We start from the raw sequence: 23,626 nt of genomic DNA, 5'->3' as shown, positions 1-23,626 counted from the left end.
ACTTCATCATAATCTTGTCCTACTTTTTTATTTTTCTCAACTAGATAATTAAAAAACAACTCTGGAATGATGTTTATAAATTTTTCACTAATTGTGATAGACTTTTGGCTCACTTTAAAATCACTTTGCTCTAAGTTATGACTATCTTTACCAAAGTTAAACAAATTGTTCATTCCTATCAATCCAGGAGCCATCAGATCTTCCTCAAAGAAAGAAACCGTACAATTAATACTATTCATTCTTTTTCACCTTTTTTCGCTTTTGATGATCTTTCTTGTAAGCTAAAATTTGAGAGATCGTCCAGATGGGTCCACTTTTCAATTCTTGAACAGGTTCTGGTAAGTAACCCTTAGCCCTGTAATTAGAAACTTGTTGTTTTTTCCAACCCATGATTTCTGCAAATTCAGCTATTCCACCTAATGGTGGAATTACTTTACCGATTCATATACCTCTAATGTTAGTATATATTTGAGATAATCATTCTCTTGAAATATTTCTAGAGTACCTTGACCTACTTTTCTAGAGTTCGGATCAACATCAATGTAGAATTCATAGACTTGTCGAACAAAGGAATTAATTTTGTTCATGCTAACAACTTCGTATTTGATATTGTGATCGTGACCGAACGCTTCAGTCATAAGGGAATGTATCTCTTCCTCTCTCGTCCAAATTATATCATCCTCTTCTGTATCTAAGGCTACTTCCCAACTTCTATTATACTCAGTCATAATTATACCTCTTTCTCATTGCCTGCTTATAAAGTCAGGACTTACATTCACTATATTATTATCTTACCAATTTTTGTTTACTTTGTAAATACAATTTTGTTTACTTTGTAAATAAAATAACCCTTTACGTTTTGTAAAGGGTTATCAATTTGAATTTAGTGTATACCTTTTCTTTTCTTAATAATTTTAGTCAGCTGATTTATTAGATCGCGCTGCAAATTATTAGTAACTAAAATGGCATGCCCTGGATACATCGTTTTCACTTGATTAAAATTGCTAGGATTTCCGATAAAAAGACATACTACATCTATGCCCTTTTTATTAGCAACTTGAACCATATTTCGTATCGTATATAGATCTTCGTTTTTAGAAAAGGTTGGAAGACCATCACTTATCATAAATATTATTCTCAATTCCTCAACATAATTCTGAGCACGATTGATGATCCACTGCAAGGCGAGACTATCTCTATTTCCCTCTTCTGCTTTAATTGCTCCAATGAAACTTTTCTCAAGATTAGTAGACTTGTTAAAAGGTTTCAAAGGATATATTTCTGTATGACGAGTTTCTGTAAAAGCAAATATTTCTAAAGGTAACTTAACTTGTTCGCATACTTCATTTAATAATATAAGCGATTGCTTCATTACATCTATGATTTTTTCGGTACCTTTACCAAAAGGCATTGCCGTTGATCCTGATATATCATTCATAATAAAAGTTCTGGCATTAATTCCATCTGAACCTTTAATTTCACTTCGGAAGATATTAGAGTTATCCGTTTTTAGTGCAGACCAGATCTCACTAATATCTAGATGTCCTGAACGTTGATTAGTTAGTAATATATCTTCTTCAGGAGCTAAAATTTTCTTTAATTCTTTGCTTGTTCTAGCAATACTTTTCTTTAGATCATTTTTAATTTGATTGTAGTTATGAAGGTTCTGATGACGATAAGGTTTAATAATAACTGCTTCAGAAACAGATTCCCCTATTTTTGGTAAATCAATTTCTACTGTTTCTTTCCGATCTTCATAATCTTTTATTTCGTCTTCAACAAGCTGTTCATCTTCTAATATCTCTTTTTTTAATTGTTTAAGAAGTTTATCTTTATCAGCTGGATCAATATCCTCTTGGTTTAACTGTTCTTCTGCCGCTTGTAATATTTCTTCTATATTTTTCTCGACTTCTGCTTTATCACCCCATGACTCAGAATCATAGTTAGATATCGAAAGATTGGGTTTAAAATCATTTAATTCTAACCAGTCATATAATGTGGGCCATACAGCTTGCACTAGCTGAAGAGTATGATCCATACAGTCTACAGTGCTTTTAGATTCTCTTAATGAAGTAAGAATATCGGTAACTTGATCAGCAAGCTCGATAGCGTCTGTATGCCACTCTAGGTCTTTTAACTGAAAGCCTCTACTGGCTATACATTCTCTAAAATCATTAATTCTGCAAGCTCCTGCTTCAAGACCTCGAATTCCAAATCTCCAGTGTTCATTTGTAAATTCAAATAGAGTTTTGGATTCTGGTAAACCCAAAGCCACATAATATTCCATGCGCACATCAATCATCATGCCTGCGAAATAACGTAGCCATTCCTCCGGATATTTCACATTGTTCTTCCAATCGATTTGATTAGAAGAAGCATTGTCTTTTATCCATTGATGAGTGACACCTCCAATATCGTATTGGATATGTCCTCTTTCATGAATAGCATGTGTTTTTCGTAGTAGTCTTAACTCATCTTCGCTGAATGAACGATGTTGGCTAGTTTGAAGATTATACTTCACATAAATACCCTTATAATCCGTATATGAAGTAGAATCAGTTGTCCAAAACATATCAAATGCTTTTTTTCCAAACTTAATAAATAGATAGCGTTTTAATCGCTCTAATTCGCGTTTCTGGATTAATGCTTCTTTGGTTTCAATAGCGATAAATGTCATTTTATAATCTCCTTAGAATCAAAAAAAGAAGGTCCCAAGAACCTTCTTTTTCATTCATATTATTTAGATAAATCCTTCTTGATACAGTTTCTCTTCGTCATTCATTGCAAGTTTTTTGAATACACTTTGCCGTATTCGATCTCTTATAGCAAACTGATCTGCTTTATCTTCTGTTTTATTGATAATGTAATCTTCCAATACTTCTGTTTTTAATTCATCACTAACCCCATATTTCTTTAAAAAATGTGCAGCATCTAAATATCCTCGAATCGTTTGTGAGCGTGATCCCGTTCCTTCGGTAGTAATGAGCTCATCAATTTGCTTTTTTACCTCTAATAAAAATTCTAATACTTTAGCATCTTTCATCCCTGTTTTTTTGATTATCAATTCTTTCAAGTCCATCGATTGAGGCAGTTGAAGGACTGCAAATCGATCCATTAAAGCAGCATTGACAGGACTAGTGCCTGCATAGGTTTCTCCAAAATTCATAGAAGCCATAAAAATATGATGTTTGTGCCTTGGAAGTGATCCATTTTTAGTAGGTAGTTCTCTATTTTCATCCAAGACTGGATGAAAAATCGAAGTCACTTTACCAGGTATCATATTAAGTTCGGAATAATTAGATACGCCTCCATATTTCACAGAAGTTGCAAATGGAGACAGTTCAAATGTCACTTCACCGTTAACGAAGGTTTGTGCTCCAACTATACTTTCTTTAGTCTCGTTGATATTACCAACTTGAATATACACTGGTAATCCTAAAACCCATGCTAAAGAAGCAATAAGCGTATCCTTTCCAGACCCCATTTCTCCGTATAACATCAGATCTTTACCGTTTAATATATGACGAAGAGCTTTAAGTAAAAAGGGACCAGTGTATGGCAAGGAAGGTTTAACAGGCTCACTGACCATTGGAGTTAATTTCACTTCATTAAAAATAGCTTCTCGCATTTCTTGAATTTCTTTAATTAAAGTTGCTCCTGCCCCTTCTTGTTGCAAATAGTGTAAAACTTCTGCATATTCTGCTTTCCAACTTGTTCTCTCTACATGTATGATGGGTGAATCTTCAATAGCATCCATCATATTTTCAAGAGTCGCAGTTGGAGTAGTCGTAGTTGGAACAGATTCCTCATCGAATACAGCAAAATCTAAAGAACAGTCTTTATAATTATCAAGTTGCTGAAACGATTGTAAGTAAGATGTATCTTTATAAAACATAGTTCTATCAACTTGTAGTCCTAATTTATCTGCAATACCCACAGCAATTGTTGTATGTGTACAAATACTTTTATTTGCACTCTCGGTACAATAATGATGAAAATCGATAGATGCCCCATCATCAAACACATAACCATTTTCTATGCCATCTTTAAAGGAAATCCGGATCACTTTAGTCCCATTATTTAATTCTTTATATTCAATTTTGTTGCAAGATCGGGGAGCTCTATTCAATCCTAAATTTTTTGAAAGTTGAGAATCGTTTATTCTTCTTGCAGTTACTCTTGCTTTAGATTGTGTAGTCATTATTTCTTCCTCCTCATAATAAATGACAACATTACAATCAAACGTAATGTTGTCATTTTCACGTATATATAATTTTCACTCTATGATGTAGCAACTATAACTTCTCCATCTAGCGTCAGTTGATAACTCGAGAACGAAGTCCATTCACAATGTTCAATCGGAACGCCTTTTTGATCCTTTCTATTCTCGATACAGACTACCCATTTATTATCATTGAGTTTGACAGCATAAATGCTAAGATATTGATGCTCTTTTCTCCATAAATGCTCGTTCACTTTTTTAAAACCAATACTTTTAAAGTGTTGAATAGGAAAATGCCCTGTATAAGTGTACTTTATGCTTGTACACCGACCAGAAAGCAACCAAATCTGAATTTGGCGATACGTACTTGAGATTTCAATTTGGTGCGTTGCTTCAAGATTGATGTAGATGCGAGATGAATCAAAACGATTTGCTCTCACATTACATTTTCCAAAAATAAACGGGATCGGCATTTGCTTCACATCACACCAAGTCATCTCAACTTCTAAAATTTTCATAATTTCCTCCTTTTTAGACAAACAAAAAAATCCACCTATTTAGAATTGATCAATGCGTAAGCATTCAAGATCATCTAAACAGATGGATTTTTAAAGTTTATACTTTAAATGTAAACAATGAGTTCTACCGCTTGGTGGAACTTGGGTGAAATATACAATAACCAAATACTATCACACAAAAAGTCTGGGGTTAAATGCAACAAAAAAAGACCGGATTAAGGTCTTTTTTGTTAATCTAATAAATCAGCATAATGCTCTCGATAATATAAGTCAGCTTGATGCCATTCTGTATCATCTATAATTTCATGCAATTCCGGTTTGTCACCTTGTGTAACAACTTTTAAAATGACGTACTGAGCATGATCGGTTTCTTCTTTCGTTACATTCTGTGCCTGATTGACTTCTTTAGTTGCTACAATGTAAATTTGTTTATCCATTTCAAATTGAGCTGAAAAACGAAGTTTTACCCGACTATCGTCTTTTTGGCTTAATACCATCCAATCGATTGGATTATCTTTCATGATTTAATCCCCGTTTCAAAGAATATAAAAGTTCCTGTTCATAGTCGTTATGTACCTCAACTCTAATTATTAAGTAAGTTCTTGTCAACATAAAAGCAAAAATTGAGAAAGAGGTGTCCCTCCTTCTCAATGTATAAGGTTCTTTATCATTCTTCATAGTCTTCTTCAAGACTTCCATGCATCGAATCAAAATATTCTGTCGCTGTCATGCCTGTATGACCTGATAGAAGATAGGAAATCCTTTTTTTCACCAAGCTCTTTTTCGCAAAATCGTAGGATATAAAAGTATGTGTATCTAAACCTGCAAGTAAACGCTCATCGGTTGTAAATCGTACATCTACAGAAGGCATATACATTTGAGCAATTTCGCTTATGGGTTGAATACGAGCATCTCCATCAACTACAACAATTAAACGTTCTGGTCGTTCATACGATTTAGTATTTTTAAAAGCATGTTCTATCTTTTGAAATCTTTGAATTGTTTTAGTTTTCCAATCAGGGTGCATTCGAAAAATCTCTACCCAAAAGAGTCGTAAATCCTTTTCTTCTTTAATAACTTGAAATCGAATAAATGGAGAAAATGCTTGGCTGTCTGATAACATGATCGTTGCTCGACGTTCCCAGCTAATCAACCGATCAATCTTCTTGAGTTCGCTGTACAATTGTCCTCCGATTAAATCTGCAAAATAGTCAGCCATTGATGGCTCTGAACCTGGTGGATAATTTACAGGTTTCATAAAAAAACAATTAGAATCGGGCAAAAGGGATTTTGCTGCTTCAGCTCCTACTTTGGTAAGTGCGTAAACCATCGGCTTCTTTCGTTCGTGTGGTAATTCACTGATCCAACTAAATGAGCATATAAACCCGGAATTTTTAGATTTTCGCAGAAACTCTAATGTTTTTTGATTATGATCATTTTGTAGAGGATAGAGAATATTTTCAATTTGTTTTCGCGTAGCTACACGCACTACCGATAAATATTGAATAAGTTTAATCTCTTTTTCTGTTAATGTATTATTACTAATTCTATTTTCGTACCAAAAGGCTGCGTTGCGAACACCTTGTTCCGGCTGTATATACTTTAATTTTGCAAAAGGATCACTGTACAATCCGAATTTTTCTTGATTCGGAAGTAAGTATTCCTGTATATTTGCGGGCCCATCTTGACCATAAGGATTGGGGAATGGACTTGGAGCAGAACTAGTCTGCTCCTCCACATTGTTATTAAAAACGAATTCCGGCATGCTCATTGTAAAGCCCTACCTTTTGTTGAATTCATACCGGTCTTATTACGTGGGATAATAACTACAACCGACATTTTCCGATTTTTAAGGTCGATGGAGCGAATCCGCACATTATGTTCCATTCCTTTTTGGAACATGGAAGGTTTGCCGAAACTAGGAAAGTTAGATCGTGCAATCAGCCCGGATGGAAGAGTGAAAAAGATACCGTGTTGATCATGGAAATTATGAACTGTTGCTATATACGTGCCGTTAACCTGATAATCGTCTTCTACGGTTTCCCACGGATCTTTAAGTAGTGCTTTTGTGCTAACAATAAGTGACCCATTAGGTTTTTCTTCGGTAGGTTTTTCAAAATCAATGATTTGTACTGGTAATAGTTCACCGATTTCAAATAGTAGACGAAGGTCTTCTGTTACAAAACTGTGTGATACTTCTGCTTTGTTCAGGATCACTTCGACCCCTTCTACATTTAAAAATAGTCGGTAGCCATCATTCCCGTCGATGAAAGCATTGAATTTTTGATCTTTCTCTACATTTGCCCAGAATTTCTTTTTCGTGATTTCCAAAGCTTTAGTTCTATTAGCTACAAAAAGTTCTTTATCTTCATTTTCATAGTTTTCGACTACAAATTCGAATTCTTTCCCCAACAGATGTTGTAAGCCTCTATAAGTATAGTTACTGATTTTATCTTTTGCTAAGTAACCAGTGATGCCGTGATAATCAAGCTGCAATACTTCTTTATCTTTAAGCGTGATAATTCCGACGCTTTTTGCATACAGCACTTGACCTAAACGCTTACTATCTCGGATTTCTGCCCAAGCTACTGCTTTTTGCTCTTGTCGTTGTTCTGGTGTCAAATAATTCATATTTATCATACCCTTCAGTGTGTAGTGACAAAAAAATCCAGAAATGCAGAAAGCACCTCGAACGCAGTTATGCGTGCGAGGTGCTTCCTCGTTTCTGGATTAATTAATTATTTTAATAGTAATCAGAATACTTTGAAATGTCAACTATCCTCTTCTTCTTCTAGAATTTCAGTGAAATGAGCGCGAGCAACTGACTCTGTGACGCTTGAGTTGGTAGCAGGATCTACGGCTAAGAATTCAGTTAAGAATGAATCAATTGGTGCAATAATAGTTTCTCCTAGCGATTCACCGTCATCTATCGATTGAACGTGTGGCTGGAGTTCTGGTTCGACATCATCCGAGTTTATGTGGAGTGGAATGTGAACATCATTCCCCGTTTCCGTTGATTTCCGTAATAGTCCGATTGATTTTTCCATTTCTTCAGGTAAGGGTTGGATAGGAAATGCACCTCCGTAATTGTCATGTGTTTCTGCTAAATTCTCTAAATCTTCTAAATCATCTTCTTCAACAGGAATTAAATCTGTAATGTTAGAATCGTTTATTTTTTCAATCCCTGTACTAGTATTTCTTTCTTCCGGAGGATCAGATATATCAATGATGCCTGGTATATCTGCCCCTTCTGCATGAGTCTGCGTCATGTGTTTATTTAGATAAACAACATTATCTTTTGGAGGGACTTCATCAGGTGTCTTCACTTTTACAAACAGATCAGGTAGATCTTCTTCAATTGGTAGTGCATTCGTAGGTAGAATCGTTTCTGGTTCTTCTTGTAAGCCAGTCACTTCTTCTTGCTTTTGCGCGAGAATATCATCTACATCTGTTTTCACCGGTTTTTCCATGAGAGAAGATAACAGGTTAGAGTGTGTCAAAGTTAAATCAAACTCTTGATCTGTATTTTGCTCTGTAAGTAGCTTCAAATTACCAATTTTCAAGAATCGCTTAACAAATTTAGTTTCACTCACAAATTTACCAATAGCATGGATAGGAGGCATTACACTACCTTCCGCATCCATAGAATCAAAAATAAAGTGCTTAAATTTAAGTTCTTTAATTTCTGTAGGTGTGAATCTAGCGGTCTGTTTGCGTTGAATATTATTTCGAATGCCCCAACTTTGATTAGGCATAGAAATAGGTGTAGTGGATTCATTTTGAGACTCTTCTGTTTGAGGTTCTTCACCAAACGTATCAGAGAATCGTTTATTATCTTCGAATTCTCCACCACCAAATACTGTTTTACTTCTTGCTGATCCCATCATAGTGTTATCGTAACCCGGTTTAATCACTTTAAATTGCCCTAGCGATTGCATTGCAATCAGTGTACCGACCAAATAGGAACGCCCTAATGTAAACAATCGTTCAAAAGCAGCATTGATATAGAGTGGTGCTTCATCAATATATAAAAAGAACGGGATTCGTCCAATTTTAGGTCTACGGAAAATACTAGACTGCAATTGTCGAATAAAGAATTGACCAAAACTCAAACTAAGTTCTTCTAGCTCTCCTAATGCAGTATTGACAACCAGAACACCACCATTAGCTAAAAAGGCATCCAAATCTAATAATTCTTCATCATCTTTAGCTACCATTAATTTAGATAACATGACATTTGTAGCAATATCATTTAGATACTTTTTAGCTCCAGCTACATATTTATCTTTTTTACTTTCTACTACTTGTTTGCCAGCATGCTTGTGTGCATCTGGATAATACTGTGGTTTAATGACATCTTTTTCTTTGTACTGTTTGTAATCAAGGACTTCAGTTTCAAAATAAGAAACAATCCGATCATACCGATCCATTTCTAACTGCACGTCTTCAGATATATTCTCATCACTTACATGAGAGTTGACCTGCTCACGTACTTCTTCCGTAATATCTGCTAAATGGCGCGGATCAGTAAACATTCTTTGCAGATGTAAGATATTAAACTTATGTCCATATCTAATCTTACCTAGCAATGTATATAAACCTGATGTTTCACCTTGTTGACCTTTGAAAAACGAGTCTTGGTTCTCTGTTAGCGCATCCAGAACCCCTCTAAACGTTTCGGCTGCTGCATCCATCGGGCCTACAAATGGACTGAACTTAATAGAATCTGGAATGTTAGTTGGATCAATTACTTTAATTATGTGTTTAGGCACGCCTAATTGATCACATAAAGTTAGCACATCTGCTACAAGATCGCCTTTAGGCTCTAAAACAATAATGCCCATTTTTCGACCGCGTGCAATCCGAATCAAATCCTGTACGATACGAATTAATATTGTGGTCGAGGTCTTACCTGTACCAGTTGCTCCAGCAACTAGTTCATGGAGATACCGGTTCTTTTCAGTAAGAACGATGGGCTCATTAGTTTCTTTACTCCATCCCACAATGACATCACAGGAATTGTCTCGTAATGAGAATGCCTGACTTGCCAGCCACTTAAATTTCCATTTAAAAAATGCGTCTTTCAAATCTTCATTGCTATAAAAATCCTTCACAATTAAAAATGATGAAAAAATAACAATGATAAGTGGCAACGCTAGCAGGACATAACCAAAACTTTCCATTGAATTTACAACCAGATACTGTTCATTGGATTTGATTCCTGCAAAAAAATCAAAAAGATAATTCCGAATATACCATGCAAATATGGCATTTACATGTAATGCAAAAGGAATCGCGCAGAGGATCAACATAGCTATTCGTCCTTTAGGCGAAACCCATGTTAAGTATGTTTTAAATCCCTTTTTGATTGGTTGAGATATCGTTGAATAAATCCAAGTCAAAATAGGTAAATTCAACGCGAATACGATCCAGAATATCTTGTGATGATGTAATGGCGTATAGAACCCATTTAGTAAAAATTGATAGCCTATTGGTGGATTTTTATAGAATAAAGTTAAAAACCCAATCACCCCTGAATCTATACCAAACCATTGTGCAAAAAAAATAAGAAATGAGGAAAATCCAAGCCACAAATTCATTATCAATAAAAGAGTGACCAGGATAGTATGAAAGTATATTCTGTACCATTCCGTCACCAGTTCTCTATGATTTACCCACCAGACTTTGAGTCTAGGGGTAAGCATTGGAAAAGCAGATCCTGATGGATCGTGCTGCTCTTCTACATCTTGATTCATTGTAAACCTCCAATCCACGTACCTTAAAATTAGGTTAATAGCAAAAAAAGCACCAAAAACAGCAATCTGCTGTATCTGGTACTTCCAGTTTTGGTCTATTTAGTTGGTTAAATAACGTACATAAGGCTCAATGCTGTTTACGATCGCTCCTTTACCATTTAATCGATGAGTTAAATTTACAGAAAACAAAAAAAGCACCAGACACAGCAATATGCTGTATCTGGTGCTTCCAGTTTCCGATCTATTCAATTCGTTGATTTGATTATACATGACTTCACAAATATACTGCAAGCACTTATAATTTTCTTTAAACAAACCGATAATTATTTGAGGAATATGTTTTACATAGAAAGGTGGACATCGAATGAGTAACAGTCCAGACTTAAACATTAATAATGAAATTATTCAAAAAATAAATGAGTTAACCGAGTTATTGGCTAAAAGAGAACACATCGATTATGCACATCTCGATCCATCTCAAAATAAATCAGTGACTTTGCAAGAGTTAGAAATCATTAATCAACAAAAAGAAGAAGAAATCAAAGTACTGGATAAAGCATGGATGAATTTTGAAGAAGACTTATTCGGAGTTGTTCAAATGTCGATGCAAGAGAAAAATCAACTGCACACGTTTTATATGAATAAACACAAAATGGAGAAGAATCGAAGAGCGGGTCAGCGCAGTGCAGGTGTATGGAGAGCTTAGCAAATAAAAAGTATCCTTAGATAAAGGATACTTTTTTTATTTACCATTAATTTATCATAATACCTTCTCTATGTTGTTTTTTTGCTAGCCATCTTCTCAATATATAGTTTGAATTCATCTGTAGTCATTTTATTATGTCTACCATCATAAGTGGATGATATTTTGTTGTATGTTGAAGTTTTCATAAAAATAACCATAGCGCCACCATCAGTATATCTTGTGTAATCGAATTCTAATTGAAAATCGCCTTCATTTTCTTTGTAATTACCATCCACAATTAGTAATCGTTCGCGTCCTTTAGAATAATTGTGAAACAATGGTGATACTGAATCATATTCTAATCTAAAATAGTTCCATTCTGAATCTCTACCAATTGATTCAAATAATAATCTGATTGGTTTGATAATGATCTTGTAACCTATAGCTAAAACTATACAATCTTCTTCCGGTGCAAGAGAAGCTCCACTTAAATCCATTCCCCCACCGTCAGCTAAGAACATATGATTTAAGGAGTTTATATTTCCTACTATGTTTAAAATTTGTATAATATCTTCTTTGGTCTCCCATACTACTCTACTGGGTATATTAGTTGGGAAAAGCTTTTTTTGAACCATTTTCCATTCATATGGATTTCTTTTTACATAATCTCTATTTTGCTCTTGCCATTCTCTTAATAATTCAATAAACTGTTCCATCGACGGTCTTTCATTTGGATCATGGCTTGTCGATTTATAAAGTAATTGATCTAAAGGATCTGAGAATAAAGTGGAATGATATGCGTTTAAAGAATTTTTACTTTCACTTGAATATTGACCATCAAAGCCAAATTCTTCTCCAGTCAAAAAGATCCATAACGTTTTTGCTAGTGAGTATACATCTGCTTTTTTTCCATCTGCATCTTTTGGGCTTCTTTTCATTTCAGGAGCCATTGTCCATCTAGGTCCAACTGATTCATCTTTCCTAGTAATATCATCTTTATTTGGATAATCAACTAGTCCAAAATCCGCTAAGTAATATTCATCATTATAGAATAATAGATTCCCAGGTTTTATATCTCTATGCACGATCTCTTTTTGATGCAACTCTACAATGATCTTACCTATTTTAATAATTAAGTCCACTTTCTCTTCATGACTCATGGCATCTGTTTTCAATTTTATGCTAGAGGCAATGGGCATAACATACCATGATGTATCTTCGAGATTTGGACTTATAAAATAATCATAGATTGGTAAAATTCCCTGTATGTCTTTGTTTTCAACAATAGTTTTGATTTCATCATTAAACCTTGCAAGTGTTTTTTTATTTAATGTTTTTAATAATTTAATTGCTCTAAAATCATCACCTTTTTTTGCTTTCCAGACAGCACCATTACCTCCACCATTTATATAACTAACCAAAATCCATTCTCCAAATTGCATGCCTTTTCCATAGTTCTCTTTTTTCATATTACCTCCATAAATGCTAGGTAGTTATATAAAAACCCAAACATTAATTGTTTGGGCAATAACTATCATAGTTAATTTAACGATTCATATTTTAATGGGTTAAGCTATACTGCTCTTCAATCTGCTTAAATACCAATGCTTCATGTCCCATAATCGTCAAAGCTTTCCGTACACTATGCTCCAGTTCAACATTCTGTAGTCGATCAGAGTAGAAAAACTTAAGCTGCTTTTTGGTAGAACTTTCAACAGTTAAAATAAATAGCGATCGGTGAACATCACGGAATTCATCAAGTACATATCTAGCCTGACTTCCTTTAAAAATCATTCGCTGCGCTGGCAAAGGAAGAGTAACTAATTTATCTAGCAGTTCATCATTCAATTGAAGATCTACAGAGTCATCTTCAATCATATTGAAATGTTGCAGATTCTCAAAATTGGCTAACACATGTTTTTGACTGATACGACCATAAAATGTAGTTACAATAACCGATAGATCCAATTGAACATACGTAAATACAATATCATTATCGATAACTCCCACTGAAGGCGTGGCAAAATCAATTCTAGATAAGGATTGATTCAAGTAGTTTAATTTATTGGTGAGTTCAGTGATGTTACTTTCTGTTGAAACGCGTTCATTCCAACGAGCAAATGCATGATCAGAAATAGAAATCTCCACGTTAGGATTCTCTTTTTTTAATGCACTGTGAACATAGTAGTTTTGAAAATGATCCAAATGAAATATCTCTGGGATTTCTCGAACATCTTTGATCAGAGCATCTTGCTGTATATTCTTAAAATATTGAAGCACTTGAATACTTTTAGTATATTTTCGTAATAATTTTCTTTGTTCCATCTTTCCACCTCAATATCTTAACCTCGGTAACAATTCTCGATATGTTAAAGTCTGATAATATTCATTTTTAGAATGTTCATAAAAAGATTTTAAGAGTTCATTTTGAGCTAATTCGGGTTCTTCATATTCAGCGATCTCATACAGAAGAATACTCTTTTGAATCGATTTTTCTGCTGGATCATTGTAATAATATACTGCATTTTTCAGTGCGCTGACAACTGATTCTTTCGAATTTCCTATTAATTTATGAATATCTGCTTCTAGCTTAAATGTGCCTGCTTTTAATTTGTAATCTCTTAATTCTTTGTGATATATTTTGCAGTTATCCAGTATTTCAAGAGGTTTCAAATACTGATGATGAGCAATCTCATTTCTGACCCAAAGATGAGCACATTCAATTTTTTTACTTAGTAATGATTCAGGAACTTCTAGTTCCAACAGTGATTTTATTTCCGAGAATTTTAAAACCAATACTCTTTCGTTCGAATGTTGTATATGGTCAAAATGCAATCCAATTGCCAATAACCATAGATAGTATTCCTGGTCACTAGATGAGTGTACAGGTTGCATCGATTTGAGATAATCTTCTTTGGCTTTGCCAGGTTCTTTATTTAATAAATGAATGATAACGGACATCCCTGTAGCTAATTTAATCATTTCGTCTGAAGCGTTTATGTTATTCCTACATCTATCTATATAATAACGCGCTAGATCCAGTTGATTCGTATAGGTATACAAAATAGCTATATTATAAAAAATGTATGTGGTATCTACTGTTTCTTCTATAGCTTCTTTTTCAAAATGCAAACAATTGTGTGCTAATTCTAATGCATCTTCTACACGGTTTCTTTCGAATTCAATTTTCAATAAGGCTTGATAAGCTCTTAATTTTACAATAGGAACGTTCTCATCCTTAGAAGACGAACGAATAACTTTAGAAAAATAGTGAAAGGCTTTATCGACTTCTTGTGCTTTAAAATAATATTGGCCAAACAAAAACTGCAAATAAGCATCTAAATGAATTAATGAGAATTCGATGATTTGTTTTTCTATATCATCCAAACTATTTTTTACTTCACGGTATAGACCTGTGTTTATTTTAAATTCAGCGGTTATTAATTTTTTTCGAGCCATTTCATACTGTTCTGCTAATTGATCAGGTTCAAACTCTAGAAAAGAATCGACCGAAACATTGAGCGCTCTAGCAATTTCTTTTAATTCATCAATAGGGAACTTTACGCGTTTCCCCTTTTCAATATTACTGAGTTTACCACTGGCATATCCTAGCCGTTCCGCTACTTCAACCAGAGTCAATTGCTTTTGTTTACGTATTTCACGTATCTTTGATCCAAGCTTTCCGGGATCAATCATTACTAGATCATGTTGAGCCATGTGTATCATCCTTCTGTGTTCTTTTTATCATCCTACCATTTTTACCCCTTAAAAAGATGCACTTCTTCAGAACTCCATCTACAATACTAATATAAATGACAAATTTAAGGAGCTTACTGATGAGAATTTCAATCGATACAGTCCAGCAGTTAACCGTTCAGCAGCGTTACAACTTACAAGCCATTTGGCATCCCACTCATTTGGATCAATATGTAATTTTAGAAAAAGATACTAAGCCGGTATTAGTTATATATAATGAGAATGATCATTTATATACCAATCACAAAGAGGATGCTTATCCACTATTTTCGCTGGAGCAGCTTATACTCATCATCGAAGACTATGCTTCTTTTGATTCGTTAAGAATGATAATGAGTGACTGCTCCTCCTCAAACGAGTTATTCAGTACTCTTTGGGATCAGTTCAAAGTAATTTTGGATGATACCGGGTCTATTGATTTTTTAGATCTGACTATTCCTGTGACTGAGCGTAATCTATCTACTTGGAATCGTTGAGATTGTACCGGTCTTAACAAACTGTTACAATCATACTTAATTAATCTTACCAAACTGGAAGCACCAGATCCCTTCAAATGAAGGAGTCTGGTGCTTTTTTTAAGGAGAATAGGTATGACTTTTAATACAATATGTTGTTGTTGCTTTGTATCATTGCTTGCTGGTGAAGTTAGTTGCGCTGTTATTGCTCTATTTTTGATTCGTCCAGATCAGCTAACATATAGTTTAATTGGATGCTTATTAAATGTAGTCATTTTATCGTGGTTTTATAGATCAGAGCTATTTTATTTGAAAGGTCTGTTGAAGCATTAACGTGGTTTGACTTACGTTCCGATTTTGTTTGCCACAATAGATGAATCTAAGCTGTCTACTAAGAATAATCAAAATCCCGCTTTTCGAGTTGGATTTTGATTATTTTATTTGTATTTTTAAAGATCATTAAAAATTTTACAGTAGTACCAGTTATTTTTTTTGATATTATAGAACTATATAATTGAATCTCATTCACCTCCAGCATGCGCTGAAGGCTATCTATTTTAAAATGCACGTAATAAGTGATATTTCTATATTCATGTTCATTTTGAATATGTGTATCAATATCATTTATTAGGTGCATTTTTGCGTCTATAGCTACTTACCAGGGAGTGATTAGTTAATGAAGAGATCAGACGAATAATTGCAAAAAAGTAAACGTGATGATGATGGACTATTTAATCTATGAAACGATGAGGAGAATGAATATGTTAACTACAAAAATGTATGATGGTATTCCAATTTTTAATCCAAGTGAAGATGAGGCTCCAAGCCTACTTGATTTTGGTTTGATCGCTTCTGTTCGCAAAATATCTATTGATGAATTTATGGAACGGCCGTCTGTATTTATTACTAATGATCCGATTCAAAGAACTTCAGAAGTTTGGAATGCTGCTCAAACTACCGTACTGGCTTTATCTTTAATTGAAAAAGTAGATATCGGTAATATTAAAGTGCAAAAGATTTCGAATGAAAAAGCGAAAAGGAAAAACTTCGTTGTTATTGATGGATCACAACGCTTAACTAATATTAAAGTGATTCGTAGAAATCAGGTTACCTTCGTGGAATTAGATAATTTTGTTCAAGATGAAAATGGAAAGCAAGTATACCTTGAAGATGGGGTTACACCAAAGAAAATACGTGGTGCATTCGTTTTAGTTGAAGTGGATAATGACGAAGATGAATCTATTGCTGAAGCGAGCAAATTTTATTACAATATAGCAGGTTTAACTTTTAAAGAATTACCTCACGCATTCCAAAGGACTATTAATAGTTACAATCTAACTATTGAAGAGTATGAGTTTACCGATCCAGATATTAAAAAGACATTATTTCATCGCTGGAATCATGGTACTGCGCTCAATGCAGCAGAATTAAGAAAAGTGTATATGGATGAGGATTTATTAAATGCTCAGAATACTCTCAAAGACTTACCTGTTATCCAAAGTGGCTTATCTCCTACTGACATTAAAAGAGACGTACATTCGACTAGTGCATTATCTGTACTTTTAGTGATCCAAACCAACAATAAAACAAAGCTCACCAACAATGTTGTTACAAATAAGATGCATTCGATTAGTCCAGGTATTGTGAAAGAAACCTTGAAGGCAGCAGAATGTCTGAATAATATATACTTATCTATTGAAGACGAAAAGAAACGAAAATCATTATTCTCCAAATATAAAATGATCGCAATGGTATATGCCATTCATTCTACCTTTAATGAGATTAACTTTCCGGATATGAGCGATTTGCTTAAATGGATTGAAGATTACTTTAAAGAAGGTGGTCATTTCAATGATGGAGAAACCGTTAAAGCGAGTCAAATGGTCTCAGCTAATACACAAACGTTACTTCATTTCAAAAAAACATTCGAGATGGAATAAAAAAGAACCTTACTCATAATCCTGAGTAAGGTTCTTTTTTTATCTTAAAGCAGGCATATAAAATGCGTACTCCCAGTTTTGATAGATCCCACCTTCTAACAGCGCTGCTAAAGCTTTTTCACGCGTTTTAGGTCCTCGTCCAACCACTCCTAAAAATTCTGATACAGTAATCAATTCATTAATATCTGTTGCTTTGTGGCTTCTAGTAATACACTTTTCTTTATCACAAGTTTGATCAGTAATATCGTAAATATCGATTACCAGTGACTTCTCCGCTAGAAAATGTTTTAGATCTTCTTGCATTTCACTATTCGCCTGGTTAAGATTAGCTGCATCTACTTCTATTGCTACAATACCTCTATACCGCATACTCACACTTCCTCTATCATATTTTTAAGATATTCAACACCTTGTGTATGAAGAACATGCACTGCATTCGCAATAGAAGGTACTAATGTAGAATCTTCTACCCATTCGTCTTGAATCCAATGAACAATCTCTTTTCCTTCAGCATCTAGAATAGTTATGCTATCTTGATTGATTACAATACTAGATTGGTTGTGTACGCTTTTTTCTAAAACACCTATAAATTTGTTATCTCGCACTAAGACCAAATTAAGTCCTTGATTAGAGATTTCAATCGCTCCATTACATAATAAGTGACTTTTTTCCAAAACATCCATGTATAAGTCGTACTCATCTTCTTTAAAAAATCCACTAATATAACTACCATCTGGTTCTTCTTGCAAGTTGTTAAACGGTATAATCACATCTTCTTCAGGGATTAGATGGAGTAAATCACTAATTTCTTGTTTACTTACTCCACTATCAATATCCTTTAATACAACCCAAGCTACTATTTCTTTCATTCCAATCGCCTCTATTCAATTTAATTTAGAGCAAAAAAATACACTCTTCCCAGGGACTTATGATCTCGTTAGAGACATAGAAAGTCACTCGGAAAAGTGTATTTTAGAAAGTGTCCTTTGCGCGTGCATAGGAGATTTTAATTGAACAATAGAATAAATTAAGTATAGCAAAATATTACGATTAAAAAAAGCAGTCTACTTCATTTATCTAATCTGAAAAAACGGTGTATTCCTTTATTTATCAAATGAGCAATAGAAATAGTGAGAAACGTAACAAAAATAGCCAAGCCCATATATTTCGAAATCAACACAGTTGGATCAGTTAACAACTGTATCATAAAATAAGAGGTTACTAGAATGATTGTAAAGAAACACACTATATAGTAAATAATTCGCACATCTATCATCTCCAAAGTATTCATTTATCCAGTATCGTCGCTAAAATGATGCTGAATTACTACATTGTTTTACCGCTAATAGACGCATATTTCATTATCAAAATCAGGATTAGAACAGATGAATATGGTATAATAGAGGTAAGATAAAGAAACGGCGGTCTGTGACACGGCGATGCGTATCCCTAGCAAGGAAGGGGGTGTTGCCATGTCACACTTGGATCTTTTGCTCGTGGTATTAGACATCATTATTAAGTTGACTAGCGTTATCGTTGGATCAGCGAAAGTAATCGATATCTTGAAAAAAGCAAAGAACAAGAAAAACCGCCGAAAGTAGGCTGGACACCCTAAGCGGCGGTTTTTCATCATGAGCGATCGCCGTGTAGTAGTACCGCCGATCTTTATCGATTCGCCTGCGGTGTACCACCACCGTGGGCTTTATTTATACTTATATTATACACTAAAGGTAAATAAAATGAAACTGATATTCAAATCTTTGAACTCTTACAGTTCCGTATAAAAGCGATTTACCTCGTTTTCTTTGGATTTAGGTGTTGGCATCGATTTATCTAGTTTAAGCATTAGAATTGATTGTACGTCGTCGTCTTGCCAAGTAATATACCCATTGTCCATTAAACCTTGTAGTGCTTTAGTAATGTCCTCTTTGGATTTGTTAGTTCTTGTTTTTAAAAACGTCCAATCTGGCATCTGATTATTTTTATAAAAGTAATTGTATATGATTTTATAGATTTTTCTTTCGGCATCGTTTTGCATGTAAATCCTCCTGGATGTTATATCTTGTTGATCTAATATAACATATAGACTTAAAGAGTTTGTCATAGCGTATGTCTATTATTGTTTTTCAATAATTGCCTCTTAATAAATATTAAATGATTGGCAAATATAATATAATAAGAGTAATTACATGTTATGAAAGGAGTGGTAAAATGAACCCGGTATTTTTTGTTTTAGTATTGGTTGGTATCCTGCTAATCTGCTTAGTGATAAGGCAAATGATGAAAAAAAAATACGGTGAAGCGTTTGTAAGCTTTATGCTTGGTATTGCTATATTATTTCAGGTATATGCTTATTCTCAAATGAATCCATACTTAACAAAAATCAGTTTTATCTTACTAATCATAGCTTTATTATCAAGATTCATAGAAGGAATTATTCATATCGTAAAAAGAAGAAGACAAGCAGGCTAAGATAGTTGTTTGTCTTCTTCTTTTCTATTTTTGACTTATCACTGTACGAACTTATGGAAGTCTTCCCACAACTGATGCGCATCCCAGATGTGATCTCCAAACGTACCATGCCATAAATCAAAGTACATTGTAATGACAGGATGGAGCGCAGGATCGGCACCTCCAATATCAATTACTAACTTAGGCGTTTCATCTCCGTACTCTAAAAAATGCTGGACGTCTGTTGGACTCCAGTGTTCTTGTGGATCTCCTTGTTCCAAATATATTCGAATTTGTAAAGTACCCGCATTTAATCCATGCCACTCCTGATAACAAAATGCTACCCTGTTTCGCACGTAGGCATCAAAATCGGGATGAGTCATCAACGATAAATCATCAAGTTCCGATGGTAATTCTTTTTGATACTGGATGATATGATAAAAGCTCTCCAGCCAAGATCGGCTTGAAAGATTTTGCCACCGGTGGTTGTAGGACTCAAGAGGTATATCCGATTCTGAGTTAGTAGAAAATTCACAAGTGAAAATGTGTAAAGGCATCGACTCGAACTGCTGATAAAAGGCATTCAAGTAGTTCACCGTATGGTGCTCAATCCTACGTTGAGAAACAAACGCTCCAGGGGAAACCGAAAACAAAAGTAATACCGGCTCTTTTTGATTACGGCATAGTAGTACATATACTTCCTTTATATCGTATAGCTTGACACGTACATTAGATCGTACAATTTCCCATCCTCGTTCCTCTAGCGGGCTCATCTCATTGAAGATTAAATGCCTTTTGTTCTCTGCGACCTCTTTTTTGTGCATCCGGTCTATTAGCATCGTTTTCGGTGATTTATTCATTAGCGCATCCCATTTCTTAAAGTTGCAGGGTTGTACCACTTGCTTCCTGCTGCGGAATTAACCAAGTAGCCCGGTTTAGGAGAAATCCACTCCGGTGGTTCAGGGGAAAAGTCATTATCATTTCGTATTGGTAAACCGTAGCCTTTTATATAATCACTACGCATAGAAAGTTGAAGAGATTCTGTTGCTGGCAACACTCGGTCAGTTCCAGCCATTTGAAGCCAAGTCTGCATTAAAAAATTGTCTGCATTGAGCACATACACTTCAGGTAACGTTTGAGCTACCTGATAGGCTCTTGTTTGGAGATGTTCTCTAGTAAACAAATTAGCATACCCTTTGTGTATTCTACTCCCATACATCTGTAACAACAAAAGATGAAAGTGTTGCAGGTTCAAGTAACCTTCTTTTAAACCGATTAGCATCAGGTTTTCCATTTTTATTTTTTCAGAAGTAGTAAAATTTTGAAGACCCGAAAAAGGAGCGTTCTTCAGAAAATCTAAGCTATAAGTGCAAGCAACTAATTGATGCCCAGCTTCATCGTATGTCATCAAAACAGGGATGGTGTTAGGTAAATCTGATAAATCCATCTTGTTTTTGCTTAGCTTGTCCATGATCTGTTGAAGAGATGTTCTTTTAGGTGCTTTCTGTGTGTCTATTGTTTTATTAGGTTCTTGTATTTCTATTCCTTCTTGCTGAAGATCAACCCTTTTCTTTCTATTCACATGGATATGCTCCTCTCGAATTGTTATATTATGAGATTGCTTTATAACACTAACTTAGCGTCATTTTGGAAATTTATCGTCATTATCTACATATGATTATTTATCCATAAGGTATAAGATTGGGTTTAAACAAATTATACCAAAACCTACCCACAAAAGAGTCGTAAAATCTTTTCCATCCCATTGCAGATAACCCGAAGCTAAAATAAAAATTAATACTATAAAGTATATGGAAGTTACAAAAGAAAGTGTTCCTCTTACGATCAGCATCTTAGCCTCCTATATTATCCATAAGTTCGAATTATATTATCTATTGCAATTATAATACCCTACGATGCTAAAAAAAGAAATTTGTACCGCTAACAGGCATAATGTACCAAGTATTAGAAACGTTAGTCGATATCGTGTCATACAGAATTATTAAGGTACCTGATATAATACGTTCTCAAACGTAAAGAAATAAGCTAAAATTAATGGATCTATTACGAAATATTATGTAATAGGTCTTACATACCTAAATGGAGGTCAAGATGGAAAACAAGCCAGCGTATAACAATGCATCAAAAAAGGTGTTATGGATAGGACTTATCTGCTTTATTGCTTTTTTCTCTTTACTGTCTTGGTTAGGAAAATCCAGCTCTGATCCTAATGTTATGATAGCCCAAGCAGAACCTACAAATGCTATTAAGCAAATAGATAGAAGTTTTATGGAAGAACCATTTAAACTAACACTCACGAGTTACGTAGACTCCACAGATAATGGAGTACGCACGGTTACGCTCGATGTGACTTACGAAAATGTCAGTAATACAGCTCAATCTTCGTTATTATATAATGTCGTATTAAAAGATGATAAGGGTCGTGAATTCATGAAAAACGGACCTCTATCTACTCTAGCTTTTGTAGCACTAAATCCGGGACTTACGGAGAGTGGTAAAATGGTGTATGAGTTGCCAGCAGATGCGGATATTAAAGCCGTTTACGTTAAAGAAAAATTAGCGTGGAAAATAAACGAATAAAACAAAAACACAAGCTCTCGCGGTAATGATCCGTTGGAGTTTGTGCTTTTTTTGCGTTATGCGATCGTGGACTTCACCAAGATGGATATTCATAGTTAGACATTTATTTAGGTATAAGATCCCTTTCAATTTCTTTTTTCCTTTTATAACGCTTGTACATAACAATGTCATATATACCCCACCCCGTATATACAGCTAATAGTATTAAGCATAAACCAATCTTATAATTGATGTTAGAAAATAAACCAATATCAAATAGCATCAAATACAATGCAATAACAAAAAATATGGGTCTTGAAGCATTCATAAATTTCTTTTTTGCTTTAGCCGTTTCTAAAGCAAGATTTGGATCTGTGATACCCAGTGCTTGGGTTTTCTCTGCTTCTGCTATTAAGGCATTGCGCCATATGACTAAATAATAGATTAGATCTCCTATTGTTAATAGGGCTATAAATGTAAATATCCACAATAAACCGATGTTTGTCATTGTCATTGTCATTAATCAAACCTCATTCCTAGGAGTATTCATATTATGTTCTGCTGCAAAATATAAATAAATATGATCAAAATTGATTTCACTTTTTATATCAGGAAAATCAGATTTGATGTGAGGATATATCTCTTGCTCGTAATACTCTTTACTACACTCTTTAAAACTTATAATAATTTCAAATGATGTGTTCTTTTTAACTTGATCTATAATTAAATTGATAATAGAAAACTTAAAACTAAAATCACCTGCGCGATGTCCCATTATTAAGGAGGCTCTGTCTCTTTGTTCACTCGTGAATGATTTGGTAAGAATTGATTTACCCATCCCTGTTGTTCCTACAATTTTGTATGGATTATAATCTTTACTTAGTGGTCTTGATTGCGTACTATTATTCTGTCTCTTTTGCAAAGCTTTACGGTTTGATCGGAACATTAAAAAGGAAATAAATGAAGTGATTAAAAAAACAATAATACCCAAAATTTTAGACCGCAGATCCCAGTAGTCATAAATAGGCATAATTTTAGTATCAATGGACACTTCCCAACCAGGAGGGACGGAAAACCCATCTCCTATATGCCATAACAAATATAATAAAGAAGATCCCATGCCTGCAATTATAGGGACAATAATATAACCAAAATATCGATTGATTGTATCCACTCTCTGCTTTCCTTTCAAGCCTAACCCATTATCATTCAAATGGATTAGGCTACATACATTTTAAAGTCATTCTGCTGTTAATTGATTAC

General features: G+C 34.3%; 24 protein-coding genes. 5 read left to right on the top strand and 19 right to left on the bottom strand.

Annotated elements, in window-relative coordinates; genetic code table 11:
* From PaeCFBP13512_RS22205 to PaeCFBP13512_RS22165, 9 genes are all read right to left on the bottom strand, one after another.
* On the bottom strand, nucleotides 1-239 hold a 239-nt coding region (locus tag PaeCFBP13512_RS22205), incomplete at its 3' end, for a hypothetical protein (protein ID WP_137226063.1).
* A 189-nt stretch (nucleotides 240-428) separates the two neighbouring features.
* The gene (locus PaeCFBP13512_RS22200; protein WP_137226061.1) at nucleotides 429-728 is read right to left on the bottom strand and encodes a hypothetical protein; all 300 of its coding nucleotides are present in this window, start codon (nucleotides 726-728) and stop codon (nucleotides 429-431) included.
* Between the two features lie 155 nt (nucleotides 729-883).
* Complete coding sequence (locus PaeCFBP13512_RS22195; protein ID WP_137226059.1) at nucleotides 884-2,677, bottom strand: hypothetical protein; 1,794 nt, start codon at nucleotides 2,675-2,677, stop codon at nucleotides 884-886.
* A 63-nt stretch (nucleotides 2,678-2,740) separates the two neighbouring features.
* On the bottom strand, nucleotides 2,741-4,201 hold the full coding sequence (locus PaeCFBP13512_RS22190; protein WP_137226057.1) for an AAA family ATPase: 1,461 nt from the start codon (nucleotides 4,199-4,201) through the stop codon (nucleotides 2,741-2,743).
* A gap of 80 nt (nucleotides 4,202-4,281) precedes the next feature.
* A complete protein-coding gene (locus PaeCFBP13512_RS22185) occupies nucleotides 4,282-4,740 on the bottom strand; it encodes a hypothetical protein (RefSeq protein WP_137226055.1) in 459 nt (152 codons plus the stop codon).
* Nucleotides 4,741-4,970: 230 nt separating this feature from the next.
* Complete coding sequence (locus PaeCFBP13512_RS22180; protein WP_137226053.1) at nucleotides 4,971-5,261, bottom strand: DUF1292 domain-containing protein; 291 nt, start codon at nucleotides 5,259-5,261, stop codon at nucleotides 4,971-4,973.
* A 146-nt stretch (nucleotides 5,262-5,407) separates the two neighbouring features.
* The gene (locus PaeCFBP13512_RS22175) at nucleotides 5,408-6,511 is read right to left on the bottom strand and encodes a hypothetical protein (RefSeq protein WP_069328710.1); all 1,104 of its coding nucleotides are present in this window, start codon (nucleotides 6,509-6,511) and stop codon (nucleotides 5,408-5,410) included.
* Complete coding sequence (locus tag PaeCFBP13512_RS22170) at nucleotides 6,508-7,371, bottom strand: hypothetical protein (RefSeq protein WP_137226051.1); 864 nt, start codon at nucleotides 7,369-7,371, stop codon at nucleotides 6,508-6,510. The genes PaeCFBP13512_RS22175 and PaeCFBP13512_RS22170 overlap by 4 nt, the downstream gene beginning before the upstream one ends.
* A 140-nt stretch (nucleotides 7,372-7,511) precedes the next feature.
* Nucleotides 7,512-10,496: a type IV secretory system conjugative DNA transfer family protein gene (locus PaeCFBP13512_RS22165; protein ID WP_137226048.1), complete on the bottom strand. Its 2,985-nt coding sequence runs from the start codon at nucleotides 10,494-10,496 to the stop codon at nucleotides 7,512-7,514.
* Nucleotides 10,497-10,860: 364 nt separating this feature from the next.
* Between PaeCFBP13512_RS22165 and PaeCFBP13512_RS22160 the strand changes: the two genes are divergently transcribed.
* Nucleotides 10,861-11,202, top strand: coding sequence for a hypothetical protein (locus PaeCFBP13512_RS22160; RefSeq protein WP_137226047.1), 342 nt, complete (start codon nucleotides 10,861-10,863; stop codon nucleotides 11,200-11,202).
* A gap of 68 nt (nucleotides 11,203-11,270) precedes the next feature.
* On the opposite strand, the gene PaeCFBP13512_RS22155 is transcribed toward PaeCFBP13512_RS22160, so the two are convergent.
* The 3 genes from PaeCFBP13512_RS22155 to PaeCFBP13512_RS22145 form a co-directional block, all read right to left on the bottom strand.
* Nucleotides 11,271-12,650 carry a protein kinase domain-containing protein gene (locus PaeCFBP13512_RS22155; protein ID WP_137226045.1) on the bottom strand — a complete coding sequence of 460 codons (1,380 nt, stop codon included), beginning with the start codon at nucleotides 12,648-12,650 and terminating at the stop codon, nucleotides 11,271-11,273.
* A gap of 91 nt (nucleotides 12,651-12,741) precedes the next feature.
* Complete coding sequence (locus tag PaeCFBP13512_RS22150) at nucleotides 12,742-13,506, bottom strand: hypothetical protein (protein WP_137226043.1); 765 nt, start codon at nucleotides 13,504-13,506, stop codon at nucleotides 12,742-12,744.
* A gap of 9 nt (nucleotides 13,507-13,515) precedes the next feature.
* Complete coding sequence (locus PaeCFBP13512_RS22145) at nucleotides 13,516-14,898, bottom strand: helix-turn-helix domain-containing protein (protein ID WP_161594341.1); 1,383 nt, start codon at nucleotides 14,896-14,898, stop codon at nucleotides 13,516-13,518.
* A 119-nt stretch (nucleotides 14,899-15,017) separates the two neighbouring features.
* On the opposite strand from PaeCFBP13512_RS22145, the gene PaeCFBP13512_RS22140 reads away from it, so the two are divergent.
* The gene (locus tag PaeCFBP13512_RS22140; RefSeq protein WP_137226039.1) at nucleotides 15,018-15,413 is read left to right on the top strand and encodes a hypothetical protein; all 396 of its coding nucleotides are present in this window, start codon (nucleotides 15,018-15,020) and stop codon (nucleotides 15,411-15,413) included.
* A 740-nt stretch (nucleotides 15,414-16,153) separates the two neighbouring features.
* Complete coding sequence (locus PaeCFBP13512_RS22135; RefSeq protein WP_137226037.1) at nucleotides 16,154-17,332, top strand: GmrSD restriction endonuclease domain-containing protein; 1,179 nt, start codon at nucleotides 16,154-16,156, stop codon at nucleotides 17,330-17,332.
* 39 nt (nucleotides 17,333-17,371) lie between these two features.
* Here the strand turns inward: PaeCFBP13512_RS22135 and PaeCFBP13512_RS22130 are convergent, their stop codons facing one another.
* The 3 genes from PaeCFBP13512_RS22130 to PaeCFBP13512_RS22120 form a co-directional block, all read right to left on the bottom strand.
* Nucleotides 17,372-17,701 carry a hypothetical protein gene (locus PaeCFBP13512_RS22130; protein WP_137226035.1) on the bottom strand — a complete coding sequence of 110 codons (330 nt, stop codon included), beginning with the start codon at nucleotides 17,699-17,701 and terminating at the stop codon, nucleotides 17,372-17,374.
* A gap of 2 nt (nucleotides 17,702-17,703) precedes the next feature.
* The gene (locus PaeCFBP13512_RS22125) at nucleotides 17,704-18,201 is read right to left on the bottom strand and encodes a hypothetical protein (RefSeq protein WP_137226033.1); all 498 of its coding nucleotides are present in this window, start codon (nucleotides 18,199-18,201) and stop codon (nucleotides 17,704-17,706) included.
* Between the two features lie 899 nt (nucleotides 18,202-19,100).
* Nucleotides 19,101-19,370, bottom strand: coding sequence for a hypothetical protein (locus PaeCFBP13512_RS22120; RefSeq protein ID WP_137226031.1), 270 nt, complete (start codon nucleotides 19,368-19,370; stop codon nucleotides 19,101-19,103).
* Between the two features lie 173 nt (nucleotides 19,371-19,543).
* Between PaeCFBP13512_RS22120 and PaeCFBP13512_RS22115 the strand changes: the two genes are divergently transcribed.
* Entirely contained in the window at nucleotides 19,544-19,804 is a 261-nt protein-coding gene (locus PaeCFBP13512_RS22115; protein ID WP_137226029.1) for a hypothetical protein, read from the top strand.
* Between the two features lie 38 nt (nucleotides 19,805-19,842).
* On the opposite strand, the gene PaeCFBP13512_RS22110 is transcribed toward PaeCFBP13512_RS22115, so the two are convergent.
* Together PaeCFBP13512_RS22110 and PaeCFBP13512_RS22105 are read right to left on the bottom strand one after the other, a co-directional pair.
* Nucleotides 19,843-20,643: a hypothetical protein gene (locus PaeCFBP13512_RS22110; protein WP_137226027.1), complete on the bottom strand. Its 801-nt coding sequence runs from the start codon at nucleotides 20,641-20,643 to the stop codon at nucleotides 19,843-19,845.
* Complete coding sequence (locus PaeCFBP13512_RS22105) at nucleotides 20,643-21,365, bottom strand: hypothetical protein (protein WP_137226025.1); 723 nt, start codon at nucleotides 21,363-21,365, stop codon at nucleotides 20,643-20,645. Before PaeCFBP13512_RS22105 ends, PaeCFBP13512_RS22110 begins: the two co-directional genes overlap by 1 nt.
* A 530-nt stretch (nucleotides 21,366-21,895) precedes the next feature.
* Between PaeCFBP13512_RS22105 and PaeCFBP13512_RS22100 the strand changes: the two genes are divergently transcribed.
* A complete protein-coding gene (locus tag PaeCFBP13512_RS22100; RefSeq protein ID WP_161594340.1) occupies nucleotides 21,896-22,384 on the top strand; it encodes a DUF4352 domain-containing protein in 489 nt (162 codons plus the stop codon).
* A 103-nt stretch (nucleotides 22,385-22,487) separates the two neighbouring features.
* On the opposite strand, the gene PaeCFBP13512_RS22095 is transcribed toward PaeCFBP13512_RS22100, so the two are convergent.
* A complete protein-coding gene (locus tag PaeCFBP13512_RS22095) occupies nucleotides 22,488-22,883 on the bottom strand; it encodes a hypothetical protein (protein WP_137226021.1) in 396 nt (131 codons plus the stop codon).
* A 3-nt stretch (nucleotides 22,884-22,886) separates the two neighbouring features.
* Nucleotides 22,887-23,537, bottom strand: a complete 651-nt coding sequence (locus PaeCFBP13512_RS22090; RefSeq protein ID WP_137226019.1) for a hypothetical protein — start codon at nucleotides 23,535-23,537, stop codon at nucleotides 22,887-22,889.
* Between the last annotated feature and the right edge of the window lie 89 nt (nucleotides 23,538-23,626).

The sequence above is a fragment of the Paenibacillus sp. CFBP13512 genome (genome assembly GCF_005233705.1).
Taxonomy (GTDB): Bacteria; Bacillota; Bacilli; order Paenibacillales; family Paenibacillaceae; genus Saccharibacillus; species Saccharibacillus nuruki.
Note: the sequence above shows the minus strand (reverse complement) of the source record. Positions and strands in the feature narration are given on the sequence as shown.